24 protein-coding genes and 2 tRNA genes are annotated in these 24176 nt (G+C 69.2%); 17 read left to right on the forward strand and 9 right to left on the reverse strand.

Annotated elements, in window-relative coordinates; genetic code table 11:
* The first annotated feature begins 115 nt into the window (after nucleotides 1-115).
* From V3W47_RS00110 to glmU, 5 genes are all read left to right on the forward strand, one after another.
* Entirely contained in the window at nucleotides 116-853 is a 738-nt protein-coding gene (locus tag V3W47_RS00110) for an SDR family oxidoreductase (protein ID WP_331823115.1), read from the forward strand.
* Nucleotides 854-1088: 235 nt separating this feature from the next.
* Nucleotides 1089-1349: a twin-arginine translocase TatA/TatE family subunit gene (locus tag V3W47_RS00115; RefSeq protein WP_331823116.1), complete on the forward strand. Its 261-nt coding sequence runs from the start codon at nucleotides 1089-1091 to the stop codon at nucleotides 1347-1349.
* 18 nt (nucleotides 1350-1367) lie between these two features.
* On the forward strand, nucleotides 1368-2156 hold the full coding sequence (tatC, locus tag V3W47_RS00120; RefSeq protein WP_331823117.1) for a twin-arginine translocase subunit TatC: 789 nt from the start codon (nucleotides 1368-1370) through the stop codon (nucleotides 2154-2156).
* 206 nt (nucleotides 2157-2362) lie between these two features.
* Nucleotides 2363-3256: a prolipoprotein diacylglyceryl transferase gene (gene lgt / locus V3W47_RS00125; protein ID WP_331823118.1), complete on the forward strand. Its 894-nt coding sequence runs from the start codon at nucleotides 2363-2365 to the stop codon at nucleotides 3254-3256.
* Between the two features lie 170 nt (nucleotides 3257-3426).
* Entirely contained in the window at nucleotides 3427-4881 is a 1455-nt protein-coding gene (gene glmU, locus V3W47_RS00130; RefSeq protein ID WP_331823119.1) for a bifunctional UDP-N-acetylglucosamine diphosphorylase/glucosamine-1-phosphate N-acetyltransferase GlmU, read from the forward strand.
* A gap of 53 nt (nucleotides 4882-4934) precedes the next feature.
* Here glmU and V3W47_RS00135 read toward each other — a convergent pair whose 3' ends face one another.
* The 3 genes from V3W47_RS00135 to rnhA all read right to left on the reverse strand — a co-directional run bounded on the left by V3W47_RS00135 (nucleotide 4935) and on the right by rnhA (nucleotide 7664).
* The gene (locus V3W47_RS00135; RefSeq protein ID WP_331823120.1) at nucleotides 4935-5396 is read right to left on the reverse strand and encodes a hypothetical protein; all 462 of its coding nucleotides are present in this window, start codon (nucleotides 5394-5396) and stop codon (nucleotides 4935-4937) included.
* Between the two features lie 75 nt (nucleotides 5397-5471).
* Complete coding sequence (locus V3W47_RS00140; RefSeq protein ID WP_331823121.1) at nucleotides 5472-6845, reverse strand: MFS transporter; 1374 nt, start codon at nucleotides 6843-6845, stop codon at nucleotides 5472-5474.
* Nucleotides 6846-7103: 258 nt separating this feature from the next.
* The gene (rnhA, locus tag V3W47_RS00145) at nucleotides 7104-7664 is read right to left on the reverse strand and encodes a ribonuclease HI (protein ID WP_331823122.1); all 561 of its coding nucleotides are present in this window, start codon (nucleotides 7662-7664) and stop codon (nucleotides 7104-7106) included.
* Nucleotides 7665-7961: 297 nt separating this feature from the next.
* Between rnhA and V3W47_RS00150 the strand changes: the two genes are divergently transcribed.
* The 12 genes from V3W47_RS00150 to V3W47_RS00205 all read left to right on the forward strand — a co-directional run bounded on the left by V3W47_RS00150 (nucleotide 7962) and on the right by V3W47_RS00205 (nucleotide 21046).
* A complete protein-coding gene (locus V3W47_RS00150) occupies nucleotides 7962-8417 on the forward strand; it encodes a DUF4870 domain-containing protein (protein ID WP_331823123.1) in 456 nt (151 codons plus the stop codon).
* Nucleotides 8418-8514: 97 nt separating this feature from the next.
* Nucleotides 8515-9270: a PIG-L deacetylase family protein gene (locus V3W47_RS00155; protein WP_331823124.1), complete on the forward strand. Its 756-nt coding sequence runs from the start codon at nucleotides 8515-8517 to the stop codon at nucleotides 9268-9270.
* An 88-nt stretch (nucleotides 9271-9358) separates the two neighbouring features.
* On the forward strand, nucleotides 9359-9910 hold the full coding sequence (locus V3W47_RS00160) for an SRPBCC family protein (protein WP_331823125.1): 552 nt from the start codon (nucleotides 9359-9361) through the stop codon (nucleotides 9908-9910).
* A 13-nt stretch (nucleotides 9911-9923) separates the two neighbouring features.
* A complete protein-coding gene (locus V3W47_RS00165) occupies nucleotides 9924-10169 on the forward strand; it encodes a hypothetical protein (RefSeq protein WP_331823126.1) in 246 nt (81 codons plus the stop codon).
* Between the two features lie 128 nt (nucleotides 10170-10297).
* Nucleotides 10298-11374 carry a phosphogluconate dehydrogenase (NAD(+)-dependent, decarboxylating) gene (gene gnd / locus V3W47_RS00170; RefSeq protein ID WP_331823127.1) on the forward strand — a complete coding sequence of 359 codons (1077 nt, stop codon included), beginning with the start codon at nucleotides 10298-10300 and terminating at the stop codon, nucleotides 11372-11374.
* Nucleotides 11371-13044 carry a glucose-6-phosphate dehydrogenase gene (gene zwf / locus V3W47_RS00175; RefSeq protein ID WP_331823128.1) on the forward strand — a complete coding sequence of 558 codons (1674 nt, stop codon included), beginning with the start codon at nucleotides 11371-11373 and terminating at the stop codon, nucleotides 13042-13044. The genes gnd and zwf overlap by 4 nt, the downstream gene beginning before the upstream one ends.
* A 94-nt stretch (nucleotides 13045-13138) precedes the next feature.
* Nucleotides 13139-14086 carry a glucose-6-phosphate dehydrogenase assembly protein OpcA gene (locus V3W47_RS00180; RefSeq protein WP_331823129.1) on the forward strand — a complete coding sequence of 316 codons (948 nt, stop codon included), beginning with the start codon at nucleotides 13139-13141 and terminating at the stop codon, nucleotides 14084-14086.
* Nucleotides 14087-14180: 94 nt separating this feature from the next.
* Nucleotides 14181-14855, forward strand: a complete 675-nt coding sequence (pgl, locus tag V3W47_RS00185) for a 6-phosphogluconolactonase (protein WP_331823130.1) — start codon at nucleotides 14181-14183, stop codon at nucleotides 14853-14855.
* Between the two features lie 588 nt (nucleotides 14856-15443).
* On the forward strand, nucleotides 15444-18230 hold the full coding sequence (locus V3W47_RS00190) for a M16 family metallopeptidase (RefSeq protein WP_331823131.1): 2787 nt from the start codon (nucleotides 15444-15446) through the stop codon (nucleotides 18228-18230).
* Nucleotides 18231-18426: 196 nt separating this feature from the next.
* Nucleotides 18427-19530, forward strand: coding sequence for a tRNA epoxyqueuosine(34) reductase QueG (gene queG / locus V3W47_RS00195; protein WP_331823132.1), 1104 nt, complete (start codon nucleotides 18427-18429; stop codon nucleotides 19528-19530).
* A gap of 60 nt (nucleotides 19531-19590) precedes the next feature.
* Nucleotides 19591-19968, forward strand: coding sequence for a nuclear transport factor 2 family protein (locus V3W47_RS00200; RefSeq protein WP_331823133.1), 378 nt, complete (start codon nucleotides 19591-19593; stop codon nucleotides 19966-19968).
* A 193-nt stretch (nucleotides 19969-20161) separates the two neighbouring features.
* On the forward strand, nucleotides 20162-21046 hold the full coding sequence (locus V3W47_RS00205; protein ID WP_331823570.1) for a glutaminyl-peptide cyclotransferase: 885 nt from the start codon (nucleotides 20162-20164) through the stop codon (nucleotides 21044-21046).
* 9 nt (nucleotides 21047-21055) lie between these two features.
* Here V3W47_RS00205 and tmk read toward each other — a convergent pair whose 3' ends face one another.
* From tmk to V3W47_RS00235, 6 genes are all read right to left on the reverse strand, one after another.
* Nucleotides 21056-21691, reverse strand: coding sequence for a dTMP kinase (gene tmk, locus V3W47_RS00210; protein ID WP_331823134.1), 636 nt, complete (start codon nucleotides 21689-21691; stop codon nucleotides 21056-21058).
* 61 nt (nucleotides 21692-21752) lie between these two features.
* Nucleotides 21753-22535, reverse strand: a complete 783-nt coding sequence (locus V3W47_RS00215; RefSeq protein ID WP_331823135.1) for a Nif3-like dinuclear metal center hexameric protein — start codon at nucleotides 22533-22535, stop codon at nucleotides 21753-21755.
* 22 nt (nucleotides 22536-22557) lie between these two features.
* A complete protein-coding gene (locus V3W47_RS00220; RefSeq protein WP_331823136.1) occupies nucleotides 22558-22956 on the reverse strand; it encodes a VOC family protein in 399 nt (132 codons plus the stop codon).
* Nucleotides 22957-23043: 87 nt separating this feature from the next.
* A tRNA-Met gene (locus tag V3W47_RS00225) sits at nucleotides 23044-23120 on the reverse strand.
* A 36-nt stretch (nucleotides 23121-23156) separates the two neighbouring features.
* Nucleotides 23157-23232, reverse strand: a tRNA-Ala gene (locus tag V3W47_RS00230).
* A gap of 49 nt (nucleotides 23233-23281) precedes the next feature.
* A complete protein-coding gene (locus tag V3W47_RS00235; protein WP_331823137.1) occupies nucleotides 23282-23956 on the reverse strand; it encodes a TrmB family transcriptional regulator in 675 nt (224 codons plus the stop codon).
* Nucleotides 23957-24176: the final 220 nt, after the last annotated feature.

Genomic DNA, 24176 nt, shown 5'->3' on the forward strand with positions numbered 1-24176 from the left:
GGCCGGGCGCATGGGGTCACGGTGGGGAGTACTCTTGAGAGCCGAACATCTCCCGAGCTTTCTCGCTGACCGCTGACGGCTCCCTCACCACAAGCCGGTGAAGTACGGTGTGCCCATGACCCTCTTCAGGCTGGAAGGACGGCACGCCCTCGTCACAGGGGGCAGCCGGGGCATCGGGCTGGCGGCGGCACACGCCCTGGTGCGGCTGGGTGCCCACGTCACCATCGCGGCGCGTGGGGAGGACGCGCTCAAGGCGGCGGCAGCCACCATCGGCGCGCGGTGGGTGGTGGCTGACGTGGGCACGCCGGAGGGAGTAAGGGCGGCGGTGGAGGCGGCGAACGCGGCGGGTCCGCTCGACATCCTCGTGAGCAACGCGGGCGGCCCACCCCCGGCCCTCCCCAGCGGCGTGACCGAGGAGGCGTGGCAGCGGGGCTTCGAGACGACGTTCCTCTCCACCGTGCGCCTCGCGGAAGCCGTGCTGCCGGAGATGCGCGAGCGCCGCTGGGGCCGCATCATCGCCGTGACGAGCCTGAGCGTCGGGCGGCCCGTCGTGAATCTGCCCGTCAGCAACGCCATGCGCGCCGCCGTCACCAACCACCTGCGGACGCTCGCGCTGGAGGTGGCCGCCGACGGCGTGACGTGCAACACGGTGGCCCCCGGCTACACCGCCACCGACCGCCTCAAGGCCCTGCACACCGACCCCGCCGAGGCCGAGCGCCTCCAGTCCCGCATCCCCGCCCGCCGCTTTGGTCAACCGGGCGAGGTCGGGGCCGCCGTCGCCTTCCTCGCCACCCATGAGGCCGGGTACATCACGGGGCAGGAGATTCTGGTGGACGGGGGGTGGAGCATCTGAGGGGGAAGGGGTGAGGGGTGAGGCGTCAGGGAGAGGGGCGACCCCACGGCTCCACCGCCCGTTCATGAAGAAACGCGCACCTCATCCGTCCACCCGGCGCGGGCATACACACGGGTAAGCCACCCCCAGGGTGTCCGGCTTCTGCACAGCCCCTTCACGCGCAGGCGCTAGGCTGACCTCACGCCGCCCATGCGCGGGACTTCCCCTCACTCTTCCTCTCTCAAGGAGACCCCCTATGTCGTTCGGACCGCTGGAAATCATCCTGATCGTGGTGGTCATCGCCCTGATCTTCGGGGCGCGCAAGCTGCCGGAACTCGGCAAGGGCCTCGGGCAGGGCATCAAGGAGTTCAAGAAGGAGACGCACACGCCCGACCCGGCCTCCACCCCCACCGTGACAGACGTGCCCTCCCGCCCGCTGGACCCCGTGACTCAGGACCGGGTGGTGACGGACGCGACCCGCACGGAGACGGTGGGCGAGCGCGACCACCGCGCGTAGGGTCGGGGGCAAGGGCGCATGACGAAGCCTTCTTCCGCCGACCTCAAAAGCGCGCCGCTGTTCGACCACCTCGACGAGCTGCGGCTGCGGCTGATCTACAGCGTGGTGTTCCTCGCGGTAGGGCTGGTCGTGGCGTTCCAGTTCCGCATCCGCCTGATCGAGTGGCTCAAGGGACCGCTAAGTGCCTCCGAGCAGTACCAGGCGGGCCGGGTGGACGTGGTGACGCTCAACCTCACCGACCAGTTCATGCTCAGCCTCAACCTGTCGTTCTGGTCGGGGCTGGCGCTGGCGCTCCCCTTCATCCTGTGGCAGGTCTGGGCCTTTATCGCGCCGGGCCTGTACCCCACCGAGCGGCGCTGGGCCGTGCCCTTCATCGTCGGGGCGGGGCTGTCGTTTCTGCTGGGCGGCGTCTTCGGCTACCTGTTCGTGCTGCCCACGATGGTCGGCTTCCTGCTGGACTTCCTCGACGGTGCCGTCAAACCCATCCTCAACCTCGCCAATTATATCGGCACGGTCACGACCTTCCTGATCTCCTTCGGCCTCGCCTTCGAGCTGCCCATCGTGGCGGTGATCCTCACGCGCATCGGGCTGGTCAACCACACCATGTTGAGGCGGGCGTGGCGCTTCGCGCTGATCATCATCCTGCTCTTCGCCGCCATCATCACGCCGACGCCGGACCCGGCGAGCATGCTCCTCGTCGCCGTGCCGCTGTATGCGCTGTACGAACTCGGCGTCATCCTCTCGCGCGTGTTCCGCGTGCGCCCGGTGGAGGACACGGGGGACGACGGGGCGCAGTTGGGGACGTAGAAGATAGCCAACCTGACTCTCTTCCCGGCTGATCTGGCCGGGTTTCTTCTTGGGAAGGGTGAGGTTCGCCACGTCACCCCCCCTCCCAGCCTCCCCCACGAGGGGGGAGGAGCAGGAAACGGCGTTCTATCCGTATTTTTTGATGTTTTGCCTCTTCTTGCCTGTAGCGCCTGACAACACCTTTTGAACTACACTGCGCCTGACTTATGGACCCCGTATTCCTTCAGATCGGCAGTTTCACGATTGCCTGGTATGGCGTGCTGATCACGCTGGGCATCGTCGCGGGCGTGTGGGTGGGCACGCGCATGGCCCGGCAGCGCGGCCTGAACGTGGACCTCTTCAACGACATGATCCTGTGGATGATCGTCTGGGGCCTCGTCGGTGCCCGCATCGTCTTCGTGGCGACCTCGTGGGACCAGTTCGCGGGCACGCCCTTTCCGCGCATCCTCCTCGACATCATCAACCTGCGGCAGGGCGGCATCTCCATCCACGGCGGCCTGATCGGCGGGATTCTGGTGCTGATCTACTACACGCGGCGCTACAAGCTCAACTTCTACGAGTACGCCGACCTGTGCGTGCCCGGCGTGGCGTTCGGCATCATCGGCGGGCGCATCGGCAACATCATGAACGGCACGGACACGGTGGGCCGCGTGACAGGCTGGGCGGTGGGCTACCGCTGGCCGAACTCGGCGCGCGCTTTCCACGACGGCGTGTGCATCCGCAATCCCAACCCCGACATGGACCTCTCGCGCTACTGCCAGGAGATCGGCGGGCAGCTCGTGATGACGGCCCCCGTCCACTTCACCCAGCTCTACGGCGTGTTCATCGGAGTCGCGCTCGCCGTCGCCTCGTACTTCTGGCTGCGGTCGCGCCGGGCGGGCTGGGCCTTCTGGCAGTTCTGGCTGTGGTATTCCATCCTGCGCGCCGGGCTGGAGGAGACCTTCCGCCTCAACCCCCTCGCTCTCAAGAGCTATCTCAGCCAGGGCCTCAACGAACCCGGCATCGGCCTGTGGACCGACACGCACCTCATCAGCTTCCCGCTGATCGTGGCGAGCGTGGTGCTGCTGCTGAGGCTGCGGAAGGAGCCGGAGACGAGGTAGCGGTCAGCCGTCAGCGGTCAGCTTTCAGCAAAAGACGAGGGAGGGGACGGGGGCGCAGGTGGCTCACCGTCCCTTCCCACTTCTGGCTGACGGCTGAGAGCTGAGAGCTGAAAGCTGATAGCTCAATCCTGGCCGCTTCCCGTACACTGCCCCCACAGGAGAACAGGCTGATGAACAACGACAACCGTCCGCTGGACGTGATCATTCTTGCGGCGGGGCAGGGCACCCGGATGCAATCGGCGCTTCCGAAGGTGCTGCACCCGGTCGCCGGACGCCCGATGGTGGCATGGTCGGTGAAGGTCGCGCGGGAGCTGGGGGCGCGCCACGTGGTCGTGGTGACGGGCCACGGGGCCGGGCAGGTGGAGGCGGCACTGGCGGGCACGGGTGCCCGGTTCGCCCGGCAGGAGCGGCAACTCGGCACCGGGCACGCCTTCCTCTGCGGGGCCGCCGCGCTGCCCGCCGGGGAGGACGACGCGGACATCCTCGTGCTGTACGGGGACACGCCCCTGCTGCGGCTGGAGACGCTGCGCGAACTGATCGCCGAGCACCATCGTCAGGCGTCGGCCTTCACGATCCTGACGGGCCGGGTGCCCGACGCGACGGGCTACGGGCGGATCATCCGGGACGCGGACGGCAACGTGATGCGTATCGTGGAGGAGAAGGCGGCGACCCCCGAGGAGCGGGCCGTGCGCGAGTTCAATTCCGGCGTGTATGTGATGGATGGCCGCGCGCCGAGTCTCGCCCAGCGCATCGGGAACGAGAACCCGGCGGGCGAGTATTACCTCACCGACCTGCTCGCCCTGTACCGGGGGGAGGGGGCGCGGGTGCGCGCCTACGTCATCGACGAGGTGGACGAGGTGCTGGGGGCCAACGACCGCCTCGGCCTCGCGCAGGCGGAGGTCAGCCTCCGGCACCGCATCAACACCGCCCACATGCGGGCGGGCGTCACCCTGCACGACCCCGACACCACCCGCATCGAGGACACTGTGACCCTCGGGCGCGACGTGACGCTGGAGCCGGGCGTCATCCTGCGCGGGGAGACGCGCCTCGCCGACGGGGTGACGGTCGGGGCCTACTCGGTCCTCACCGACGCCGTACTGGAGACGGGCGTGGTCGTCAAGGCCCACAGCGTCGTGGAGGGCGCGCATGTCGGCGCGGGTAGCGACGTGGGGCCGTTCGCGCGGCTGCGGCCCGGCACGGTGCTGGGCACGGGCGTCCACATCGGCAACTTCGTGGAGACGAAGAACGCGCGGCTCTCGGCGGATGTGAAGGCCGGGCACCTCGCCTACCTCGGCGACGTGGAGATCGGCGCGGAGACGAACGTGGGGGCCGGAACCATCGTCGCCAACTTCGACGGGGTGAACAAGCACCCCACCCGCATCGGCGCGGGCGTCTTCATCGGCTCCAACGCCACCCTCATCGCCCCGCGCGTGGTCGGGGACGCCGCCTTCGTCGCGGCGGGCAGCGCCGTTCACGAGGACGTTCCCGAGGGTGCCCTGGCCGTCGCGCGGGGCAAGCAGCGCACGCTGGAGGGCTGGTCGCGCCGCTACTGGGGCGGCATGAGGGACAAGGTGAGGGAGAAGCTGCCGTGGCTGGCGGGGTGGCTGGAACGGCAGAGAGGGTGAGTGGGAAGTGGTCAGTGGCGGAGGGTTCGCCGCTGGCCGCTTCACCGTTCCACTCAACGGATTGTTATCTGGACTCTCTGACTCTTTAGGAGAAAGTTAACTGTCGAGTCATCCGAATGCAGACGTGATTCGACCGTATAGGTTCCCGGAGCCAATCTCTCACCTTCGTTCGAGAGCACACGCCATTGACAGGCAAACATCTTCTGCTCACGCCTCCCTAGCTCGTACGGCGCTGCAATGGTCCTTATAGGCTCGCCATTCAAACAATTCCACACAGGTACTCCCTTTTCGTCGAATACGATGACATCAGGAGTAAAGGGCTTGCTCAAATACAACATCGTCGGCGTATCGGCTTTATTACTTAGCTTCATTATGAAGACGGCGGGAGAGTGGAAGGTCGCCACGGCGGGAGCCGTCAACACAAGGTCTATGGGATGCTTCCCCACCTGCGAAGGTACCACCGCCGGAGCGAAATGATTTTCTGCACCTCCGGCCAGGGCGGGCAGCGGGGTCATCCACAGGCAACAAGACAGGATTCTGCGCGTCAACACGGTTCGTAGTTCTCCTTCATGCAGTTCGATCCGTCTCTCTCAGTCCCCCGCCCGCATCTCCGCCAGCCCCTCCAGATACGCCCTATCCTCCACGCGGCGCACGCCGGGGTTGAGGAGTTGCACGGCGGCGAGCAGGGCGACGAAGACGCCGAAGACGGCGATGACGGGCGCGGGCGGCAGCGCGGTGGCGAGGGCGCTGATGGCGGCCATGCCGAGCGGGGCGGTGAAGCGGGCGATGAGGCGGCGGACGGCGAAGACGCGGCCCTGCATCTCGCGCGGGACCTGCGCCTGCCAGATGCCGTTGCTGTGGGCGCTCGCCACGGGCATCAGGAAGACGGTGAGGGCGAAGAACGCCGCCGTCACGTACAGATTGCCCGACAGCCCCAGCCCGACCAGCCCCAGCCCCATGAGCAGGATGGGGACGAAGATGCCGAGAACCTTGTGCCGCTTCAACCCGCCCCACGCCGAGATCGTCAGGCCGCCGAGGAACATGCCCGCGCTCGTCACCGTCTGGATGAGGGCCAGCCCGGCGGCGAAACTCACCCCGCGTGCCTGAAGGTCGGGCGCGAGGGTGAAGCGGGTCAGGAGGACCTGATAGCTCGGCACGGCGGCGAGCGCGAGGTTCAGGACCGCGAAGGTGACGAGCAGGTGCAGCAGGGGCGGACGCTGGAGGAGGTAGGTCCAGCCGAGGCGGGTGTCGGCCTTCACGTTGGCGACGGCCCCCCCGTGGTTCTCGGCGAGCGGCGGGCTGGGGATGCTCAGGCGCGCGAGGACGGCGGCGGCGACGAGGAAGCTCACCCCGTCCACGAGCAGGGCGAAGGGCACTCCGTCGCGCAGGGAGGCGAGCCAGCCACCGCCCCCCCCACGGGCGAGCAGCGCGGGCAGGCCGATGAGGAGCGTGGCGAGCGTCGGCCCGACGAGGCCGCTGAAGGTGCGGGTGGTCTGCATCATCCCGTTGGCGCGGGTCAGGGCGTCGTCGGGCAACAGCATCGCGTAGCTCGTCTCGAAGGCCGCCTCGTGCGTGATGTCCAGCGCCTGCGTGACGACCACGTACAGCAGCAGCGCCCACAGCGGGAGGGTCGTGGTGAGCATGAGGGCAGCCACACCCAGCGTCACGAGGCCGGAGAGCACGTCGCACAGCAGCATCACGCGGCGGCGGTCATGGCGGTCGGCGATGGACCCCGTGATCGGCGCGAGGATCACGGCGAGGGACGTGGCGATGATGAACACCGCGCCCGTCGCCAGCGCGAGTTGCGGCTTCTGGCTCTCGGCGGGATAGAGCGTCTGCGCGAGGTAGATGATCAGCGCGAAGTACGCGACCGCGCCGCCCACCCGGCTCACCGACTGCGAGGCCCACAACGCGAAAAACGTCTTCCAGCCGGAGGAGGAAGGAGAGGAGGACGGGAGGGACATCGCCGGGCAGTGTAGGACGGGCGCTGTGAGGAGTCGCACAGATGTGCGCTTCTCTCAGGAGAGGTGGGCAGGATACAAAAACAAATGTTCCTGCCGGATTCTTCCATGAACAGGGAATGAGCAATTCGGGAGAAGGGCCACCGGGCATCGGATCAGGCGATCACCCGGTCACAGCAGGGGTGGGCCGTCCATCCTCGATCCCGTTTGACGGTGGGCAGAGGGACGCGGCAGGTTGTGGAGAGAAGGGACGCCCCCGTCCTACCCGCTCCTGAGCTTCTTGCGCTCCTGCACGGCGAGCTTGTCCACCCGCTCGTTCTCCTCGTGCCCGTCGTGGCCGCGCACCCAGACGAAGGTGAGGGCATGGGCCTTCGCCTGCGCGATCAGTTCCTCCCACAGCTCGCGGTTCTTGACGGGTTCGCCGCCCGCCGTCTTCCAGCCGTTGCGCTGCCACTTCAGAATCCAGCCGTCGGTGAACGCCTTGCGGAGGTACTGGCTGTCGGTCACGACCCGCACCTGACACGGGCGCTTGAGCGTCTTCAGGCCCTCCAGCAGGCCGCGCAATTCCATGCGGTTGTTGGTGGTGCCCTCCTCGTGGCCGCTGAGGACGAGTTCCTGGCCCCGGTACTTGAGGATGGTCGCCCAGCCGCCGTGCCCCGCCCCTGTGTCGCACGCGCCGTCGCTGTACAGGTCCACGAGTTCCCCGGCGACGGGCCGCTCCGGCTGGATCCCCGCCTTGATGGGCAGCAGGTCACGGGCCGCGTCCTGCGCCTTTTGCGCGGCGGACTTGCGAAAGGGCGGTCTGCCGCCGGGCCGGGTCATAACCCCGGAACTGTAGGCAGCCGTGCCCCGTAGTGTCAAGCACATGACTCAGCGTGCGTTCGGTTCCGTCTCTGCCGGAGGTGCGTCGGGGAGTGTTCGTCTGCACGACTTGGCGTGTCGCACAGAGGATGGCCCTACGTTCTGGACTCATGTTCTGGGGACGCCAGGCCCGCTCACCCCCTCCCGGCCTCCCCCCTCAAGGGGGAGGGGCAAAAGAAGCCCCCCTGATTTGTGGAAGCGTTCCCTGGAAAGAATCGTCTTTCCCTCCCACTCAACCCACGACCGCCCGGAGTCCCCATGAACCTCCCCGCCATCCCCGAACCCGAGCGGACGCCCGCGCTGCTCATCCACCTGTCGCCGCTGCTGGGGTTCGTGCTGCCCGTGCTGGGGAACGTGCTGGGGCCGCTCGCCGCGTGGCTGGCCTTCCGCGACCGCAGCCGGGGGCTGGACGCGCAGGGCAAGGAGGCGCTGAACTTCCAGCTCAGCGTGTGGCTGTACTCGCTCCTCTTCGGGCTGCTCTCCCTCGCCCTGTTCAGCCTCGGGCTGCTCGGCGGGGCCTTCGGGGCGGCGGCGGGGGCCTCCGACCTCGGTGCCTTCGCCCTCTTCGGCTCGCTGGCGGCCCTGTTCGCCTTCGTCATCCCGGCGAGCGTGGTGCTGTGGGCCTTTCCCCTCGTGGTGATGGTGCTGGCCGTGATCCGGGTGACTCAGGGGCGGGCGTACCGGTATCCGGGGCGAATACGGTTTTTGCGGTGAGTGGAGAAAAGGCGAGGGGCGGACGGGTGGTGCCCCTCTCTTTTCTCGTTCTTTCCACTGACCACTGACCACGAACCACTGACCTATCCTGTCCCCCATGCGAATCATGGCCGTCTTTGCCCACCCCGACGACGAGATCGGCTGCATCGGCACGCTGGCGAAACACGCGGCGCGCGGCGACGAGGTGATGCTGGTGTGGACGACGATGGGGGAACTCGCCTCGCAGTTCGGGGACGCGCCCCACGAGGAGGTGACGCGGGTGCGGCGCGAGCATGGCGCGTGGGTGGCCGGGCGCATCGGGGCACGGCACCACTTCTTCGACATGGGCGACAGCCGAATGACGGGGGGCCGCGCCGAGGCGCTGCAACTTGCCCGGCTGTACGCGCAGTTCCGCCCCAACGCGGTCATCACGTGGAGCGACGACCACCCCCACCCCGACCACCGGATGACGGCCAGGATCGCCTTCGACGCGATCACGCTCGCCCGCATCCCCAAGATCGTCAACGAGTCGGGCGGGGGGGCCGCCATGCCCCCGGCCCCCGACCTCAGCGGCGACGAGGCGGTAGAGAGCGGCGAGGACATGACCCGGCTCGCCGCGTGGCGCGACCCCGTGCGCTTCTATCAGTACTACGCGCCCGCCAGCCCCTACCCCGAGGTCCTCGTGGACATCTCCGACACGCTGGAGGTGGGGGCCGAGGTCATGGCCTACTACCAGGACTTCTACAAGTGGACCTGGACCGCCGACCAGTACCGCGAGGGCCGCGCACAACTGGGCCGCCTGTGCGGGGCCAAGCACGCCGAGCGCTTCAACCTGCGGGCCTCTCACCTGCGGGCGCGGGAGTATCTGGACTGAGAGGCCTGTCGCCCGTGGCGCGTCGCTTGTAGAAGGCGACCTCCACAAGCGACGGGCCACACGCCACACGCTACAGTGACTCCCAACCATGTCCGAACCCATCCACATCAGGCAGAGCATCGTGGTCCGGTCGCGCCCGGACGTGCTGTACCGGCTGGCGCTGGAGCCGAAACGGCGGGCCAGGTGGGACCCCAACCTGACGCGGGCGGAGTACGAGGGTGGGGACGGGCGGCTGGCGAACAATGCGCGGGTGCGCTTCAAGTTCTCGCGGCGGCTGCTGGGCCTCGCGTTCACGGCGAAGTACGGCCAGCTTCAGGCTCCGCTACGCGGCGGCTGGGAGAGCGTGCGGCACGTCGGCCCGCTGGAGCGGCTGACGCAGGGCTGGACGTTCAAGGCGATTCCGGGCGGCACCGAGGTCACGCTGACCGTGAATGGCCGGGTGCGCTACAAGTGGGTCCGCAGGCCCGTGGAGCGCGTTTTGCAGAACATGGTCGGCACCACCCTGCTGGAGTTGCAGCGGCAGGTGGACGCCCAGGGCGCGCAACTGATAGAGGACATGGGACGCGAGATGCAGAAGCGGCAGCAGGAGGAGAAGAAGGCCGCACGGGAGGCGGCGAAGGCGGCGCGGCGCAAGCGGTAGTCAGGGGGTCGGCGTGCGCTTGAACGACGAGACGATCTACCGCGACCTGCGCTTCTCGCTGGGGCGGCATCCGCAGACGGGCCAACCCTGCCTCCTCTTCCCGGTGGAGTGCGGCTTCCTGGGCTATATGGCCTGCCTCCAGATCAGCGAGGAGACGTTCGAGGAGTACCGCCGCGACCCTTACTCCGCCCTGCCCTTCATCGAGCGGCAGCAGGGGCGGTCGCCGCAGGAGTTGCGCGAGCTGGGCTTCGAGGTCTGATCTCCCGCCCATTCCCGGCTCCCCTCCCTTAAGAAAGTCCAACCCTGCCCCGCGCGTATGATGCCCCTCAGTCAGGGTGGAGGTTGGAAGCCTTTCCACGGCCCTCCTTCACCCAGGGGAGGACGCGCATGAAGATGGGCATGGTCGGGCTGGGCAAGATGGGCGGCAACATGGTGCTGCGGCTGACGCAGGGCGGGCAGCAGGTGGTGGGCTACGACCGCAGCGAGGAGAGCGTGGCGCTCATTGAGTCCCAGGGGGCGCAGGGGGCGCGCACGGTAGACGAGTTGATCGCGGCGCTCGGCGAGCCGGGCACGCGGGCGGTGTGGGTCATGGTGCCGTCGGGGGCCATCACGCAGGCGGTGATCGATGATCTCGCGGAGCGGCTCTCACCCGGTGACATCATCATCGACGGGGGCAACTCCAACTACAAGGACACCATGCGCCGGGGCGAGGAGCTGGGGCGGCGGGGCATTCATTTCGTGGACGTGGGCACGTCGGGCGGCGTCTGGGGGCTGACCGAGGGCTACGCGATGATGGTGGGCGGCAGCGTGGAGGCCGTCGAGCGGCTGCGCCCCATTCTGGAGGTGCTGGCCCCCGCGCCGGGGCGGGGCTGGGGCCGCATGGGGCCGACGGGATCGGGCCACTACGTCAAGATGGTCCACAACGGCATCGAGTACGGGATGATGCAGGCCTACGCCGAGGGCTTCGAGCTGCTGCACGCGCGCGAGGACTTCGGGCTGGACATGGCCCAGATCGCGGAGTTGTGGCGTCACGGCTCGGTGATCCGCTCGTGGCTGCTCGACCTCACCGCCGAGGCGCTCTCCAACGCCGCCGACTTCTCGTCGCTCTCGGATTACGTGGCCGACTCGGGCGAGGGCCGCTGGACGGTCATCGACTCCATCGAGCTGGGAGTGCCCGCGCCGGTCATCACCCTCGCCACCCAGATGCGCTTCCGCTCGCAGCAGGAGGTCAGCTACGCCGGGCAGATGCTCTCGGCGATGCGGCGGGCCTTCGGCGGCCACGCGGTCAAGGTGCTGGACGTGGCCCGGCAGGATACGGTCGTGCCCGAGGTCCAGCCGGGCGACCATCCCAAAGCCGCCGCCCCCGAGAACATCTCCGCCTCCACCACGACCGACACGGGCAGCCAGGGGCAGGCCGAGCAGCTCGGGGAGACCGGGCAGCAGCGGGTCCTGGGGGACACGTGACCCGGAGGCGCAACCAGGCTGTGGAGGCATCGGCCACCGGTGGCGTCGGCGAGGCCGTGACGAGGAAGGAGGCCGCGCAGGACGTGGACGTGGCCCAGCCCGCACCTCCAGCCAAGCCCAGGCGGACCCGCAAGCGCACTCCCGGCGCAAAGGCGGGCGAGGACGGGCAGAATCCCTTCCGAGCCATGATGCGCCGCAGCCGCGCGCCGGAACCCGCGACGCTGGTGATTTTCGGCGTGACGGGCGACCTCGCGCGGCGCAAGCTGCTGCCCGCCGTGTTCGGGCTATGGCAGGACGGCCTGCTGGGCAGTGCCTTCAACATCGTCGGCGTCGGGCGGCAGGACATGACGGACGAGGCGTTCAAGGACTTCGCGGTGGAAGCCTTGAAATCCAGCAAGGAGACCGACGCCATCTTGCCCGGCAGCCTGGAGAAGTTCCGCGAGCTGCTGTACTACGAGTTCGGCGACTTCGGCGGCGACGACGTGTACGACCTCGTGGGCCGGGAACTCGACCGGGCGCAGGACGCGCACGGCGGGCGCAAGAACGCCCTGTTCTACCTCTCCACCCCACCCAGCCTCTTCGAGCCGATCTCGGCGGGGCTGGGAAGGCTGGGACTGGCCGACCAGTCGGAGGGCTGGCGCAGGCTCGTGATCGAGAAGCCGTTCGGGCGCGACCTCCAGAGCGCGCGGGAACTCAACGACGCCATCCACCGCGTCTGGGACGAGTCGCAGGTCTACCGCATCGACCACTACCTCGGCAAGGAGACGGTGCAGAACCTGATGGCGATCCGCTTCGGCAACGCCATCTTCGAGCCGCTGTGGAACCGGGGCTACGTGGACCACGTGCAGATCACCGCCGCCGAGGACCTGGGGCTGGAGGGCCGCGCCGGGTACTACGAGGAGGCCGGGGTGGTGCGCGACATGCTGCAAAACCACCTCATGCAGCTCTTCACCCTCACGGCGATGGAACCGCCCGCCGCCTTCGAGGCCGACGCCATCCGCGACGAGAAGGTGAAGGTGCTGCGCGCGGTCAAGCCCATTCCACGGGGCCGCGTGAAGGAGGTCGCCGTGCGCGGGCAGTACGGCCCCGGCACCCTCTACGGCGAGACGGTGCCCGGCTACCGCGAGGAGCCGAACGTCAAGGAAGGTAGCTCCACCCCCACCTACGTCGCCGCGCGGCTGGAGGTGGACAACTGGCGCTGGCAGGGCGTCCCCTTCTTCCTGCGGACGGGCAAGCGGCTCCCGAAAAAGGTGACGGAAATCGCCGTGGTCTTCAAGCGCCCGCCGCTCGGCATCTTTCCCGGCGGGCTGGAGCGCAACGTGCTGGCCTTCCGCATCCAGCCCGACGAGGGGGTGAGCCTCAAGTTCTCCTCCAAGTCGCCGGGGCAGGAGATGGTGCTGCGCGAGGTCGTCATGGACTTCCGCTACGACGCCTTCGGGGCACAGCTCGAAAGCCCCTACTCCCGCCTGCTGCTCGACGCCCTGATCGGCGACGCCACCCTTTTCCCGCGCGAGGACGAGGTGGACCACGCCTGGCAGATCGTCTCGGGCATTCTGGAGGCGTGGGACGGCGCGGCGGCCCCCGAGTTCCCCAACTACCCCTCCGGCACCTGGGGACCCGACGCGGCGGATAGGCTGATCGGGCCGGATCGGCGCTGGAGGAGGCTGTGAGGGGCGCTTCCAGCCGCCAGCCACCAGCGGCCAGCTCAAACTTCTCTGCTGGCGGCTGGAAGCTGGCCGCTGGTCGCTCCAGAGGAGGTCCCCTATGACGACGGCAACGGACCTTCGCCCCCTCGGTCCCGTCGAGACCACCGTGCGGCGGGCGCAGGCCACATTGGACGAGCTGTGGGCGCAGACGGACGTGGAGACGCGGGCGTATACGGGGAATATCGTGGCGCTGACGGTGAAAAAGCACCGCGAGCGGGTGGCCGAGGCGCTGGCGGGGCTGGAGGGGCGCTACGCGGGGCGGCAGATCATCGGGGTGATGGACGGCTCGGGCGATGTGATCGTCCACGCGAGCCTCGTGCCGCAGCGGGGCGGGCTGTACATCGAGCGGCTGACGCTGGGGGCGAGTCCCGAGCAGCTTCAGGGGGCGATCCTGCCGCTGCTGCGCCCGGCCACCGTCAACCACGTGTGGTGGGGGGCCGACACCAAGCCGGAGGGGGTGCTGCTCTCCGAACTCACCGATATCGCCGATCAGGTCATCGCGGACAGCCTGACGCTGAACATTCCCCCGGCGCGGCACTACGCGCTGGCGGACCTGGGCTGGAGCCGCAGCGCGGGCTGGCGCGAGGCGCTGGCGCAACTGTTCGACTCGCCCGACGCGGCGCGGCAGTTGCCGGGGGTGGACCGCCTCACCGTACGCTACGCGGGGAGGAACGACCTGCCCGCCCGCCTCTTCGCCGGGTGGGTGGCGAGCACGCTGGGCTGGCGCGACCTGGGCACCGTGGAGTTCCGCCCCGCCCGCTGCGGGCGCGAGAACGGCGACCTGTGCGGTGTGGAGCTGTCGGGCGAGGGGGTGCGCTTCACCCTGAGCGCCGCCGACGACGACATCGCCCGCACCCACTGCCACTGGCCGGGGATAGACCGGCACACCGAGATCAACGTGCCCGCCATGAGCCTCGCCGAGGGTCTGGCCCGCGTGATGGCCCGCCCGGAGCGCCGCGAAATCTTCGAGCGGGCGTGGACGCTGGCGAAGGGAAGTCTGGGATGAGGGGTCAGGGGTCAGGGGTTAGTGGTCAGTGGGAGGGGCGGGACGCCTTCTGCCTTTCGCCTTCCGCCTTCTGCCCCTTCAGCGGGGGCCGCCCATGAACCTCCGCGTCTTCCCCACCCCGGAGGCCACGGCGCGGGCGGGGGCGGAGGCGTTCGTGCGGGCGGCGCGGGAGGCGGTCACGGCACGGGGGGCCTTCCACGTCGCGCTGGCGGGGGGCAACACGCCCCGGCTGATGTACCGCACGCTTCGGGGGATGGCTGGCGTGCCCTGGCCCGCCGTCCACGTCTATTTCAGCGACGAGCGGAGCGTGGGACCGGACAGCCCGGAGAGCAATTACGGGGCCGCACGGGACGAACTGCTCGCCCACGTCCCCATTCCGGCGGGCCAGATTCACCGCATGGAGGGAGAACGCCGCCCGCTGGAGGAGGCCGCGAGCACATACGAAGGAGTGCTGCCCGCCAAGATGGACCTTGTGCTTCTCGGCATGGGCGACGACGGCCACACGGCGAGCCTCTTCCCCGGTACGGCGGCATTGACGGCGGGGGGACGGGTGGCGGCGAACTGGGTTCCAAAGCTGGACACCGGGCGGCTGACCTTCACCTACCCTGAGATCAACGCGGCCCGCGAACGCTGGCTCCTCGTCACCGGGGCGGGCAAGTCGGGCATCCTGCGCGAGGTGCAGGCCGGGGAGGGGAACTACCCGGTAGCGGGCGTGCAGGACCCGGTGTGGTTTCTGGATGAGGCGGCGGCAGGGCAGTTGAGTCGGTAGGATTTTGGGGAGGAGTCGCGTCAGGATGGCGCGGCTTTCTTTTTGGGGAGGTGCGGGGTGAGGGGCGCGGCCCGGTCGCCTCGTTTCCCCCCTCCCAGCCTCCCTCACGAGGGCCGAGGGGCAAAAGTGCTGTTCGTGAGTGTTGAGTGGTGGGGTCGTCACGTCGCCCCCTCACCCCGGCCCTCTCCCACGAGGGGAGAGGGAGAAAAGATGCCTGTGCTTTTGCCCTCTAACAACCGTCACTCTCGATGACCAATCCTTGCCCGTGAACCGACAGCCCAGGCCACCACCACGCCTTGCTCGCGCAGCTCCCTGGGTGGGCTAGAGCGCACCAAGATCAGACCTTGCCACGCCGAGGACTCGATCACGGGCGCGGTCAACAGGCCCTTGCCCAGCGCAGCGCCCCCAGCCCCCTCTGGGGGTAGGGGGCTGGGGGGTGGGGGCAAACCGAAGCAAGATGCCCTGCTCCAAGACATGTGGACAACCCCACCCCGGCGAACGTGCCCTGTTCCGCTTAACACCACCCGCCAAAGCATTAGGCTCAGGACCAGCACCCCATCCCAAGCCATCCCACGCCCCGGAGGAACCATGCGACCCACTGGACCCAACCCCCTGCGCCGAAGCCTGCTCCTCACCCTTGCCCTCCTGACGGGGGCGGCCTCCGCTCAGACAGCGCCCGCACCACAAGCCGCACCCGCGCCGACCGCCACTCCCCAGGCAGCCCTCCCCGCCGGCGTGACCCTGATCTCCGAGGTGGAGGGCATCCGCGAGTACCGCCTTCGCAACGGCCTGCGGGTGCTGCTCTTCCCCGACACGTCGAAGACGACCTTCACCCTCAACGTGACGTACCTGGTGGGCAGCCGCCACGAGGGCTACGGCGAGACGGGCATGGCGCACCTGCTGGAACACATGGTCTTCAAGGGCACGCCGACGAGCGGCAACATTCTGGAGAGCCTGGGCAAGCGCGGGGCCGACTTCAACGGCACGACGAGTCAGGACCGCACGAACTACTTCGAGACGCTGACGAACACCGGGGACAACCTCGCGTGGGCGGTGGGGATGGAGGCCGACCGCATGGTCAACTCCAGGATCAGCGCGGAAGACCTCAAGACCGAGATGACGGTCGTTCGCAACGAGTTCGAGTCGGGCGAGAACAGCCCCTTCGGGCTGCTGTACAAGCAGACGCAATCGGTCGCCTACGACTGGCACAACTACGGCAACGCCACCATAGGCAACCGCTCGGACGTGGAGAACGTGCCCGTGTCGCGCCTGCGGGCCTTCTACCAGCGGTACTACCAGCCCGACAACGCGGTGGTGACGCTCGCCGGAAACTTCGAGCCGGGCGCGGCGCTGAACCTGCTCGCCACCGAGTTCGGCAAGATTCGGCGGCCCTTCCGCACCCTGCCGCCGCTGTACACCGCCGAACCCGCGCAGGACGGCGAGCGCAGCCTGACCGTGCGCCGGGTGGGCGACGAGCAGATCGTCCTCGCGGCGTACCACATGCCGAGCGTGCGCCACCCCGACATGCCCGCGCTGATGGTGCTGGACCAGATTCTCGCGGACGAACCCGCCGGGCGGCTGTACAAGGCCCTGGTGCAGAGCAAGCAGGCGACGGCCATCGGCAGCCTCACGAACAGCGCGACCGATCCCGGCCTGATGATGTACGCCGCCGTCCTCGGCAAGGACGACAACCTCGCGCCCGCGCAGGCGACCCTGCTCTCCACGCTGGAGGGGGCGGGCAAGGTGCCCTTCACCGAGGAGGACGTGGCCCGCGTCCGTACCCGCGTAGTGAGCGGCTACGAGCAACTGCTGACCAAGCCCGAGGAGGTCGGCGTCACCCTCTCCGAGTACATCGCGGCGGGCGACTGGCGGCTGCTGTTCAAGCTGCGCGACGACATCGACAAGGTGACGCCCGCCGACGTGGCGCGGGTGGCGGCGGCGTACCTCAAGCCGAGCAACCGCACGCTGGGCACCTTCGTCCCGACCGCCCAGCCCGACCGGGTGGCGATCACGCCCGCGCCGAGCGCCGCCGAGCTGCTGAAGGGGTATCAGGGGCGGGCGGGCCTCGCGGCGGGGGAGACCATCGCGCCCGAACCCGCCGCGCTCGAAGCCCGCGTCACCCGCGAGAAGGTGGCGGGGGCGGACGTAGCCCTGCTGCCCAAGCGGACGCGCGGCGAGCGGGTCGAGATGACCCTGAGCCTCAACTTCGGCAACCCCGACACGGCACGCACGGGCAAGGACGCGGCGGACTTCATCGCGCCCCTCCTGACGCGCGGAAGCACGGGCCTGACGCGCCAGCAGCTCGCCGACCGATTGGAGACGCTGCGGACCCGCCTCACCGTGACAGGAAGCGCGACGGGCGCGACCGTGCGCCTGAGCACCGACCGCAAGAACCTCCCGGAGGCGCTGACCCTCGTTCGCAAGGTCCTCCGCGAGCCGACCTTCCCCGAGGCCGACTTCGAGGAGATCAGGAAGTCGAGCCTCGACGGGCTGGAGGCCGGACGCAGCGACCCGGAGACCGTCGCCAGCCAGGCGCTCGGGCGGGCGTTCATGCCGGCGGGCGCGAAGCGCGGCGACCTCACCTACGTCCCCACCCTCGACGAGGAGATCGCGGACACGCGGGCCGTGACGCTCGCGCAGGTGCGCGACTACTACCGCAACGTGTGGGGCGCGGCGAAGGCGCAGGTCTCGGTCGTCGGCGACTTCGATCCGGCGACGATCCGGGCGGCCATCCCGGAGATTCTGAACGGCTTCACGAGCGGCGTGCCCTACCAGCGGGTGATCCTGCCGCTCACCACCCCGCAGACGCAGGACCTGGTGCTCAACGTGCCCGACAAGGCGAACGCGATCTACCTCGCGCGGCTGAACTTCCCGCTGCGCGACGACAACCCCGACTACGCGGCCCTCGCCGTCGCCATGCGTGTCTTCGGCTCGGGCACCGACTCGCGGCTGTTCAACCGACTGCGGCAACGTGACGGTCTGAGCTACGGGGCGGGCGGCGGCGTGAACGTCTCCAGCGAGGACGAGAAGGGGTCCTTCACCTCCTACGCGATCTTCAACCCGAACGTGACCTCCCAGGTCGCCACGGCGATGCGCGAGGAACTCGACCGCGCCCGGCAGGAGGGCTTCACCGCGCAGGAGATCGAGGCCGCCAAATCCGCCATCCTTCAGGAGACGCGTGTCTCCCGCAGCGAGGACGCCAACCTCGCCTCGGGCCTCACGCGCCAGCTCTACCTGGGCCGCACCTACGCCTTCAGCGCCGACCTGGAGACGAAGATCAAGGCCGTCACGCCGGAGGTGGCGCGGGACGCCCTGCGGAAGTACGTGAACCCGGCGAGTCTGGTCGTGGTGCGGGCGGGGACGTTCCCGAAGTAGGGCTTGTGGCGGGTGGCTTGTAGCTTGTGGAGGGAAGCCGCCGTGCGAGTTGAGGCAGCTTTGACACTCTGAATGGCTCTGGGACGCTACGCCCGTTCACCCCCTCCTGACCTCCCCTCAAGGGGGAGGGACTTTTTTACCCCTTCTGTTCCCTACACGCCATAAGCCACCCGTCACAAGCTCCATACTCCCTGCCGTGAACGCCGCCGAACTCCTCTCCGACCTCGCCGTGTCGCTCGGTGCGGACGCGGTGGGGTGGGCACCCGCGCACGTCCCGGCGGCGACGGTGGCCGAGTACGCGGCGTGGCTGGGGGCGGGACGGCACGCGGGGATGGGCTACCTGGAGCGGCAGCTTCCGGCCCGTTCGGACCCGGCCTCCCGGTTGGAGGGGGCGGGGAGCGTCCTCGTGCTGGGGGTCTCGCACGCCTTCGGGGAGCCGCCTGTTCCAGCGGGGGGCATCCGGGTGGGCCGCGTCGCCCGCTACGCCTGGACGCCCGATTACCACGACCAGCTTCAACCCGTGCTCACTCGGCTGGAGGAGGAAGCCGCGCGGCTGGGCGTGCGGGCGCGCGGCTATGTGGATCACGGCCCGGTGATGGAGCGCCTGTTCGCGGCGGGCGCTTTTCTGGGCTGGCGCGGCAGGTCGGGGATGAACGTGAGCACGCGGCTGGGCGCTTTCGTGACGCTGGCGGTGCTGCTCACCGACCTTCCCTTCGAGGGCACGCACGCGGCCCACCCCGACCGCTGCGGGCGCTGCCTGCGCTGCGTGGCCTCCTGCCCGACGAACGCCATCGGCACAGACCGGGCCATCGACGCGCGGCGCTGCGTCTCGTACCTCACCATCGAGCACCGGGGGCCGCTGCCGCACAGCCTCCGCGCCGGGGTGGGCGACTGGCTCTTCGGCTGCGACGTGTGTTCCGAGGTCTGCCCGTGGTCGGTGCGAGCAGGGCCGCTCGCCCGGCTGCTGGAGCCTCGGCCCGAGTTGGCGCACCCGGACCTGAGCGCCTTTTTCGGCCTCAGCGAGCGGGAGTTCGAGCGGCGCTTCGCGGGCACGGCCTTCCTGCGCCCCCGTCGCAAGGGAATGGCCCGGAACGCGCTGACCGTGCTGGGCAACACCCGCGCCCCCGAAGGCTGGACGCTCCTTCTCGCAGGCACGCGGGACCCCGCCTGGGAGGTCCGCGAGGCCGCCGCCTGGGCGCTGGGCCAGTGGGGGGAAACGCGGCATGTCGAAGCCCTCCTCACCGACCCGCACGAGGGCGTCCGTACCACCGTCCACCGCGTCTTGACCCAGGCTTCATGAGGAAAACGCCGCCCAATTCCCCCCTCGCATTTGTCCCGTGAACGTGGTCACGTGAAGGGTATGGCGAACCTGACCGAGACGTTCATGCAAACCCTCCAGACCATCGAGGCGAGCGGCGATCCCATGCCCCTGGTCGAACTGTTCGCGGACGAGACGAGCCTGCGGAACATGACCACCCAGGAGTGGCACGGCAAGGAGGGCGCTCAGGACTTCTGGACGCGCTACCTGGAGAACTTCCAGACCATCCGCAGCGAGTTTTTCCACCACGCCGACGACGGCCACACCGGCTCGATGGAGTGGGAGGCGACGGGACAGCTGGGGGACGGGGCCGACATCGCCTACCGGGGCATCAGCGTCATCGAGCACGACGGGCAGAAGGTCAGCGCTTTCCGCACGTACTACGATTCCGCCGCGTTCGTGAAGCCTGCGGCGCAGTAGGGCGTCGGAGGTCCGACGGTCGAACAGTCAAACGGTCTAACCGTCTAACGGCGAAAGCTGTTTCAGGCGGTCAGACGGTTCTACCTTTAGACGGTTTGACGCTCCCTCCAGGGAGACACGCCGTCCCGCTCAGCCAAACACCCGCCGCCCGTGAACGCAGCCGCAACACTGCCTCATGGGCGGCTCGCCTAGCATGGGGAGGATGCGCGCCCGCTCCTCTCTCCCGCTCCGCCTGACCCTGATGGGGATGGCCCTGAGCCTCGTGCCTCCCTTCACCGGGTCGACCCTCGCCCAGACGACGGCGACGGCACCCGCCGTGCTGACCCCAAACGTGACGGCCCGCTACCGACATGACCGCGCGGCCTTCACCCAGGGGCTGCAATACGTGGGGAATGGGAACCTGGTCGAGAGCACCGGGCAGGTCGGGGAGTCGGGCGTGCGGCAGGTGGAATTGCGGAGCGGGCGGGTGTTGAAGAGCACGCCGACGCCGATAGCCAGCGCGTTCGGCGAGGGCGTGAGCGTACTGAACGGCGTGGCCTACCACATCACCTGGCAGACGGGAGTAGCCTTCGCGCTCGACGCGGCGACCCTACGAGAGGTCGGGCGCTACCGCTACGAGGGCGAGGGCTGGGGCCTGACCCACGACGGCAGGAACCTGATCATGAGCGACGGCTCGGACCGCCTGTTCTGGCGCGACCCGAAGACCTTCGCCGTCACCCGGACGCTGCGCGTGACCGACGGCGGCCAGCCCGTCCGCCATCTCAACGAACTGGAATACGTGCAGGGCAGCGTCTACGCGAACGTGTGGCTCACCAACCGCATCGCCCGCATCGACCCGAGGACGGGCCGGGTGACGGCGTGGCTCGACGTGACGGCCCTGACGCAGGAGGCGAGCGCCACCGCCCGCCGCGCGGGGCAGCCCCTCACCTTCGACGACGTGCCCAACGGTATCGCCTATGTTCCCGAACGCGGCACCCTGCTGCTGACGGGCAAGCGGTGGCCCACCGTCTTCGAGGTCAGGGTGCCGGGCGTGCGGGTGGAGACGGGGACGACGGGACGGACGCAGCCCCGGCGCTGAGCGGAGCGGTCACGGGGACGGGGCAACCGCCCGGCCCAGCCTCTCCCCCACCACCGCCCAGATGTCACGTTCCAGCGCGTCCGGGTCGCGGGTGGCATCCAGCGTGAGGAAGCGCCCCGGCTCGCGGGCGGCGAGGGCCAGGAACCCCGCCCGGACACGGGTGTGGAAGGCGAGGTCGGCCCGCTCCAGGCGGTCGGGCTGCCCCCGCGAGGCGGCGCGGGCGAGACCCATGGCGGGGTCGAGGTCGAGCAGGACGGTGAGGTCGGGCGTGAGTCCCGCCGTCGCCTCCCGCGTGACCGTCTCCAGCAGCTCCGCGTCCAGCCCCCGCCCCGCCCCCTGATACGCGCGGCTGGAGTCGGCGTAGCGGTCACAGACGACGACCTCGCCGCGAGCGAGAGCCGGGCGGATGACCTCCTGCACGAGTTGCGCCCGGCTCGCCGAGTACAGCAGGAACTCCGGCAGCGGGTCGATGGCGAGGTCGGGGTCGAGCAGGACCTCCCGCACCCGCGCCCCCAGCTCCGTCCCCCCCGGCTCCCGCGTGACGACGTGCGGCACGCCCGCCCCCACCAGCCGAGAGGCGAGCCGCGCGAGCTGCGTGCTTTTGCCCGCGCCCTCCGGTCCCTCGAAGGTGATCAGGAGGGTCATGCGGTGGCCCCCAGTTGTGGAAGGATTCCCCCTACAACCCACAGCCCACGACCTACAACCCTCACAACCCCGTCGGGTGATGCAGGAACTGCCACGGCAGCCCGAACTCGTCCTCCAGCCGGGCGGCGAGCGCCCGCACCCCGAAGACCTCCGTCTCGTAGTGCCCGGCGAAGATGACGTTCACCCCGTACTCGAAGGCGTCGTGGAAGTGCTTGTGCTCCGGCTCACCCGTGAGCAGGGTGTCGAGACCTGCCGCCGCCGCCTCGGCGACCGCGCCCGCGCCCCCACCGCTGAGGACCCCCAGTCGGCTCACGTTCGGCCCGCCGCCCCCGTGGACGAGGCAGATTTCGCCCGTGAGCTTCTGCACCCGGTCGGCGAAGTCTTGCAGGCTCTGGGAGAAGGGCAGCTCGCCCGCCAGCCCGATCTGCTGGCCGTTCGCCTCCCCGAAGGGCCGCGCGTTCTGGAGGCTCAGCGCGCGGGCGATCATCGCGTTGTTGCCGACCTCGGGGTGGGCGTCGAGGGGCAGGTGGGCGGCATAGAGGTTGAGGTCCGCCATGATGGCCGTGCGGACGCGCGCCCTGTGCGGCCCGGTGACGGCCAGCGGCTGCCCCCAGAATAGCCCGTGGTGGACGAGCAGGAGGTCGGCCCCGCTGTCCGCCGCGTCCTGAAGAGTCTTCACACTGGTGTCCACGCTCGCCGCGACCCGCCGGACGACGGACGTGCCCTCGATCTGGAGGCCGTTCATGCTCGCGTCGGGGTAGGCGTCGATCTTCAGGTACTCGTTGAGCCAGCGCACGAGCGTGTCACGTTCGACCTCGGCGCGGCGGGGAGTGGTGTCCGTCATGCGGCCATTGTAGGCACCGGCTTCAGGAGGCAGCGTCGGCGGGGACGCTTTCGTATCCGCCCCCCACGACCTCCAGCCGATTGCCGAAGGGATCGCGCAGGAAGACGCGCGCCACACCTGCCTCGTCGTCTGCGTGGTAGGGAATGCCGTGTGCCTGACAGTGGGCGCAAAAGGCCGCGAGGTTCGCACACCGCAGCGCCGGGTGCCCCTTCTCGCGCGGCACGAAGTCCGGCGTCACACCCACGTGGAGTTGCCGCCCGTCCGGCAGACCGAACCACACGCCGCCCCTGGAGCGGAGCGCCTCCGGCTTGGCAAGTTCGGGCAGGCCGAGGAAGTCGCCGAAAAAGGCCCACGCCTGCGCCTCGCACCCGGCGGGGGCCTCGACTTGCACGTGGTCCAGCCCGGAGATCAGGGTGGTCATGGGGTCAGGATAGGTGCACCCATACGTCGAACGGCGTCCCTTCTTCGGGAACAAACGAAAGAACCCCGCACGTGGCAGGGTTCCCGTTGGTGGCGATGCCCGGACTTGAACCGGGGACCTAACGATTATGAGTCGTTCGCTCTAACCAGCTGAGCTACATCGCCTAGAAGTTTGCCCCGCGTAGGTTGCGGGGCGTCCTCTGGTGGAGCTGAGGGGATTCGAACCCCTGACCTTCTGAATGCCATTCAGACGCGCTCCCAACTGCGCCACAGCCCCGAAGGCTCAGCAAGATTAGCAGTGCCCTGCTGCCTTGTCAACGGTCGGCCTATGCCCCGGCGAGAGCGCGCTGGGCGGCAAGATGCACGTACCCCTCGATGAGGTGGACCACCACCGGGTTATGGGTGTGAACCCCGTGAGCCTCGCCCGTGCCCCCCTCCTCGATGAAGTGGGCGATGAGGGCCGCCTCGCCGTCGCGGGCGAGCAGGAAGGCCCGCTGGCCCTCGGCGGCGACGGCGGGCAGCCCGGCCAGCCCCGCGCGGTGCAACTCCACCCCGCGCGGCGTGAGGCGCTCCAGACGGTCGGCGAGAGTGGGTTCGCCCGCCAGGTAGACGCTGCGGCGGGCATTCAGGGTCAGGTCCTCGCACAGGCTGCGAATGGCCGCCTCGCCGTAGAGGTGATACACGGCCTCCGGCGCGGGGTCGGGGGCCAGCCGCGAGAGGTCGCGGTCCAGGGCACCGAGGCGGTCGTCGAAGGCCCGCCGTGCCCGTGCCAGGTACTCGCGGGCGCTCAGGGGCGCGTATTCCAACGGATTTTGCCCCACGCGCGCCGCGAGGCCCCGGCCCTCCAGCCGCTCCAGCGTCTCGTAGATTTTGGGGCGCGGAATGCCCGCCTGCCGCGCCACACGGGCGGGCACCGCGCGCCCCAGGGCCAGCAGGGCGGTGTAAGCGCGGGCCTCGTACTCGGTCAGCCCCATCGCCTGCAGGTGAATCACGGCGCTCATGTGGGCATAGCATACGTGAAAAGCCTCGGTCGCCCGCGCCGCATGTCTCCGTCATACTCGGACCATGCCTCCCCAGGACGATGTGTTGGAGCTGTACTGCCCCCGTTGTGCCCACGTGACCGGACTGCGCTTCGAGCAGTCGTTTCAGGACCGGGCGGTGGGCTGTGTATCGTGCGGGAACGTCTTTTATTGGCGTTCCTGCTCCACCTGTGAGACGGGA

Origin of the sequence: Deinococcus sp. YIM 134068 (genome assembly GCF_036543075.1) — a bacterium.
GTDB classification, from domain to species: Bacteria; Deinococcota; Deinococci; order Deinococcales; family Deinococcaceae; genus Deinococcus; species Deinococcus lichenicola.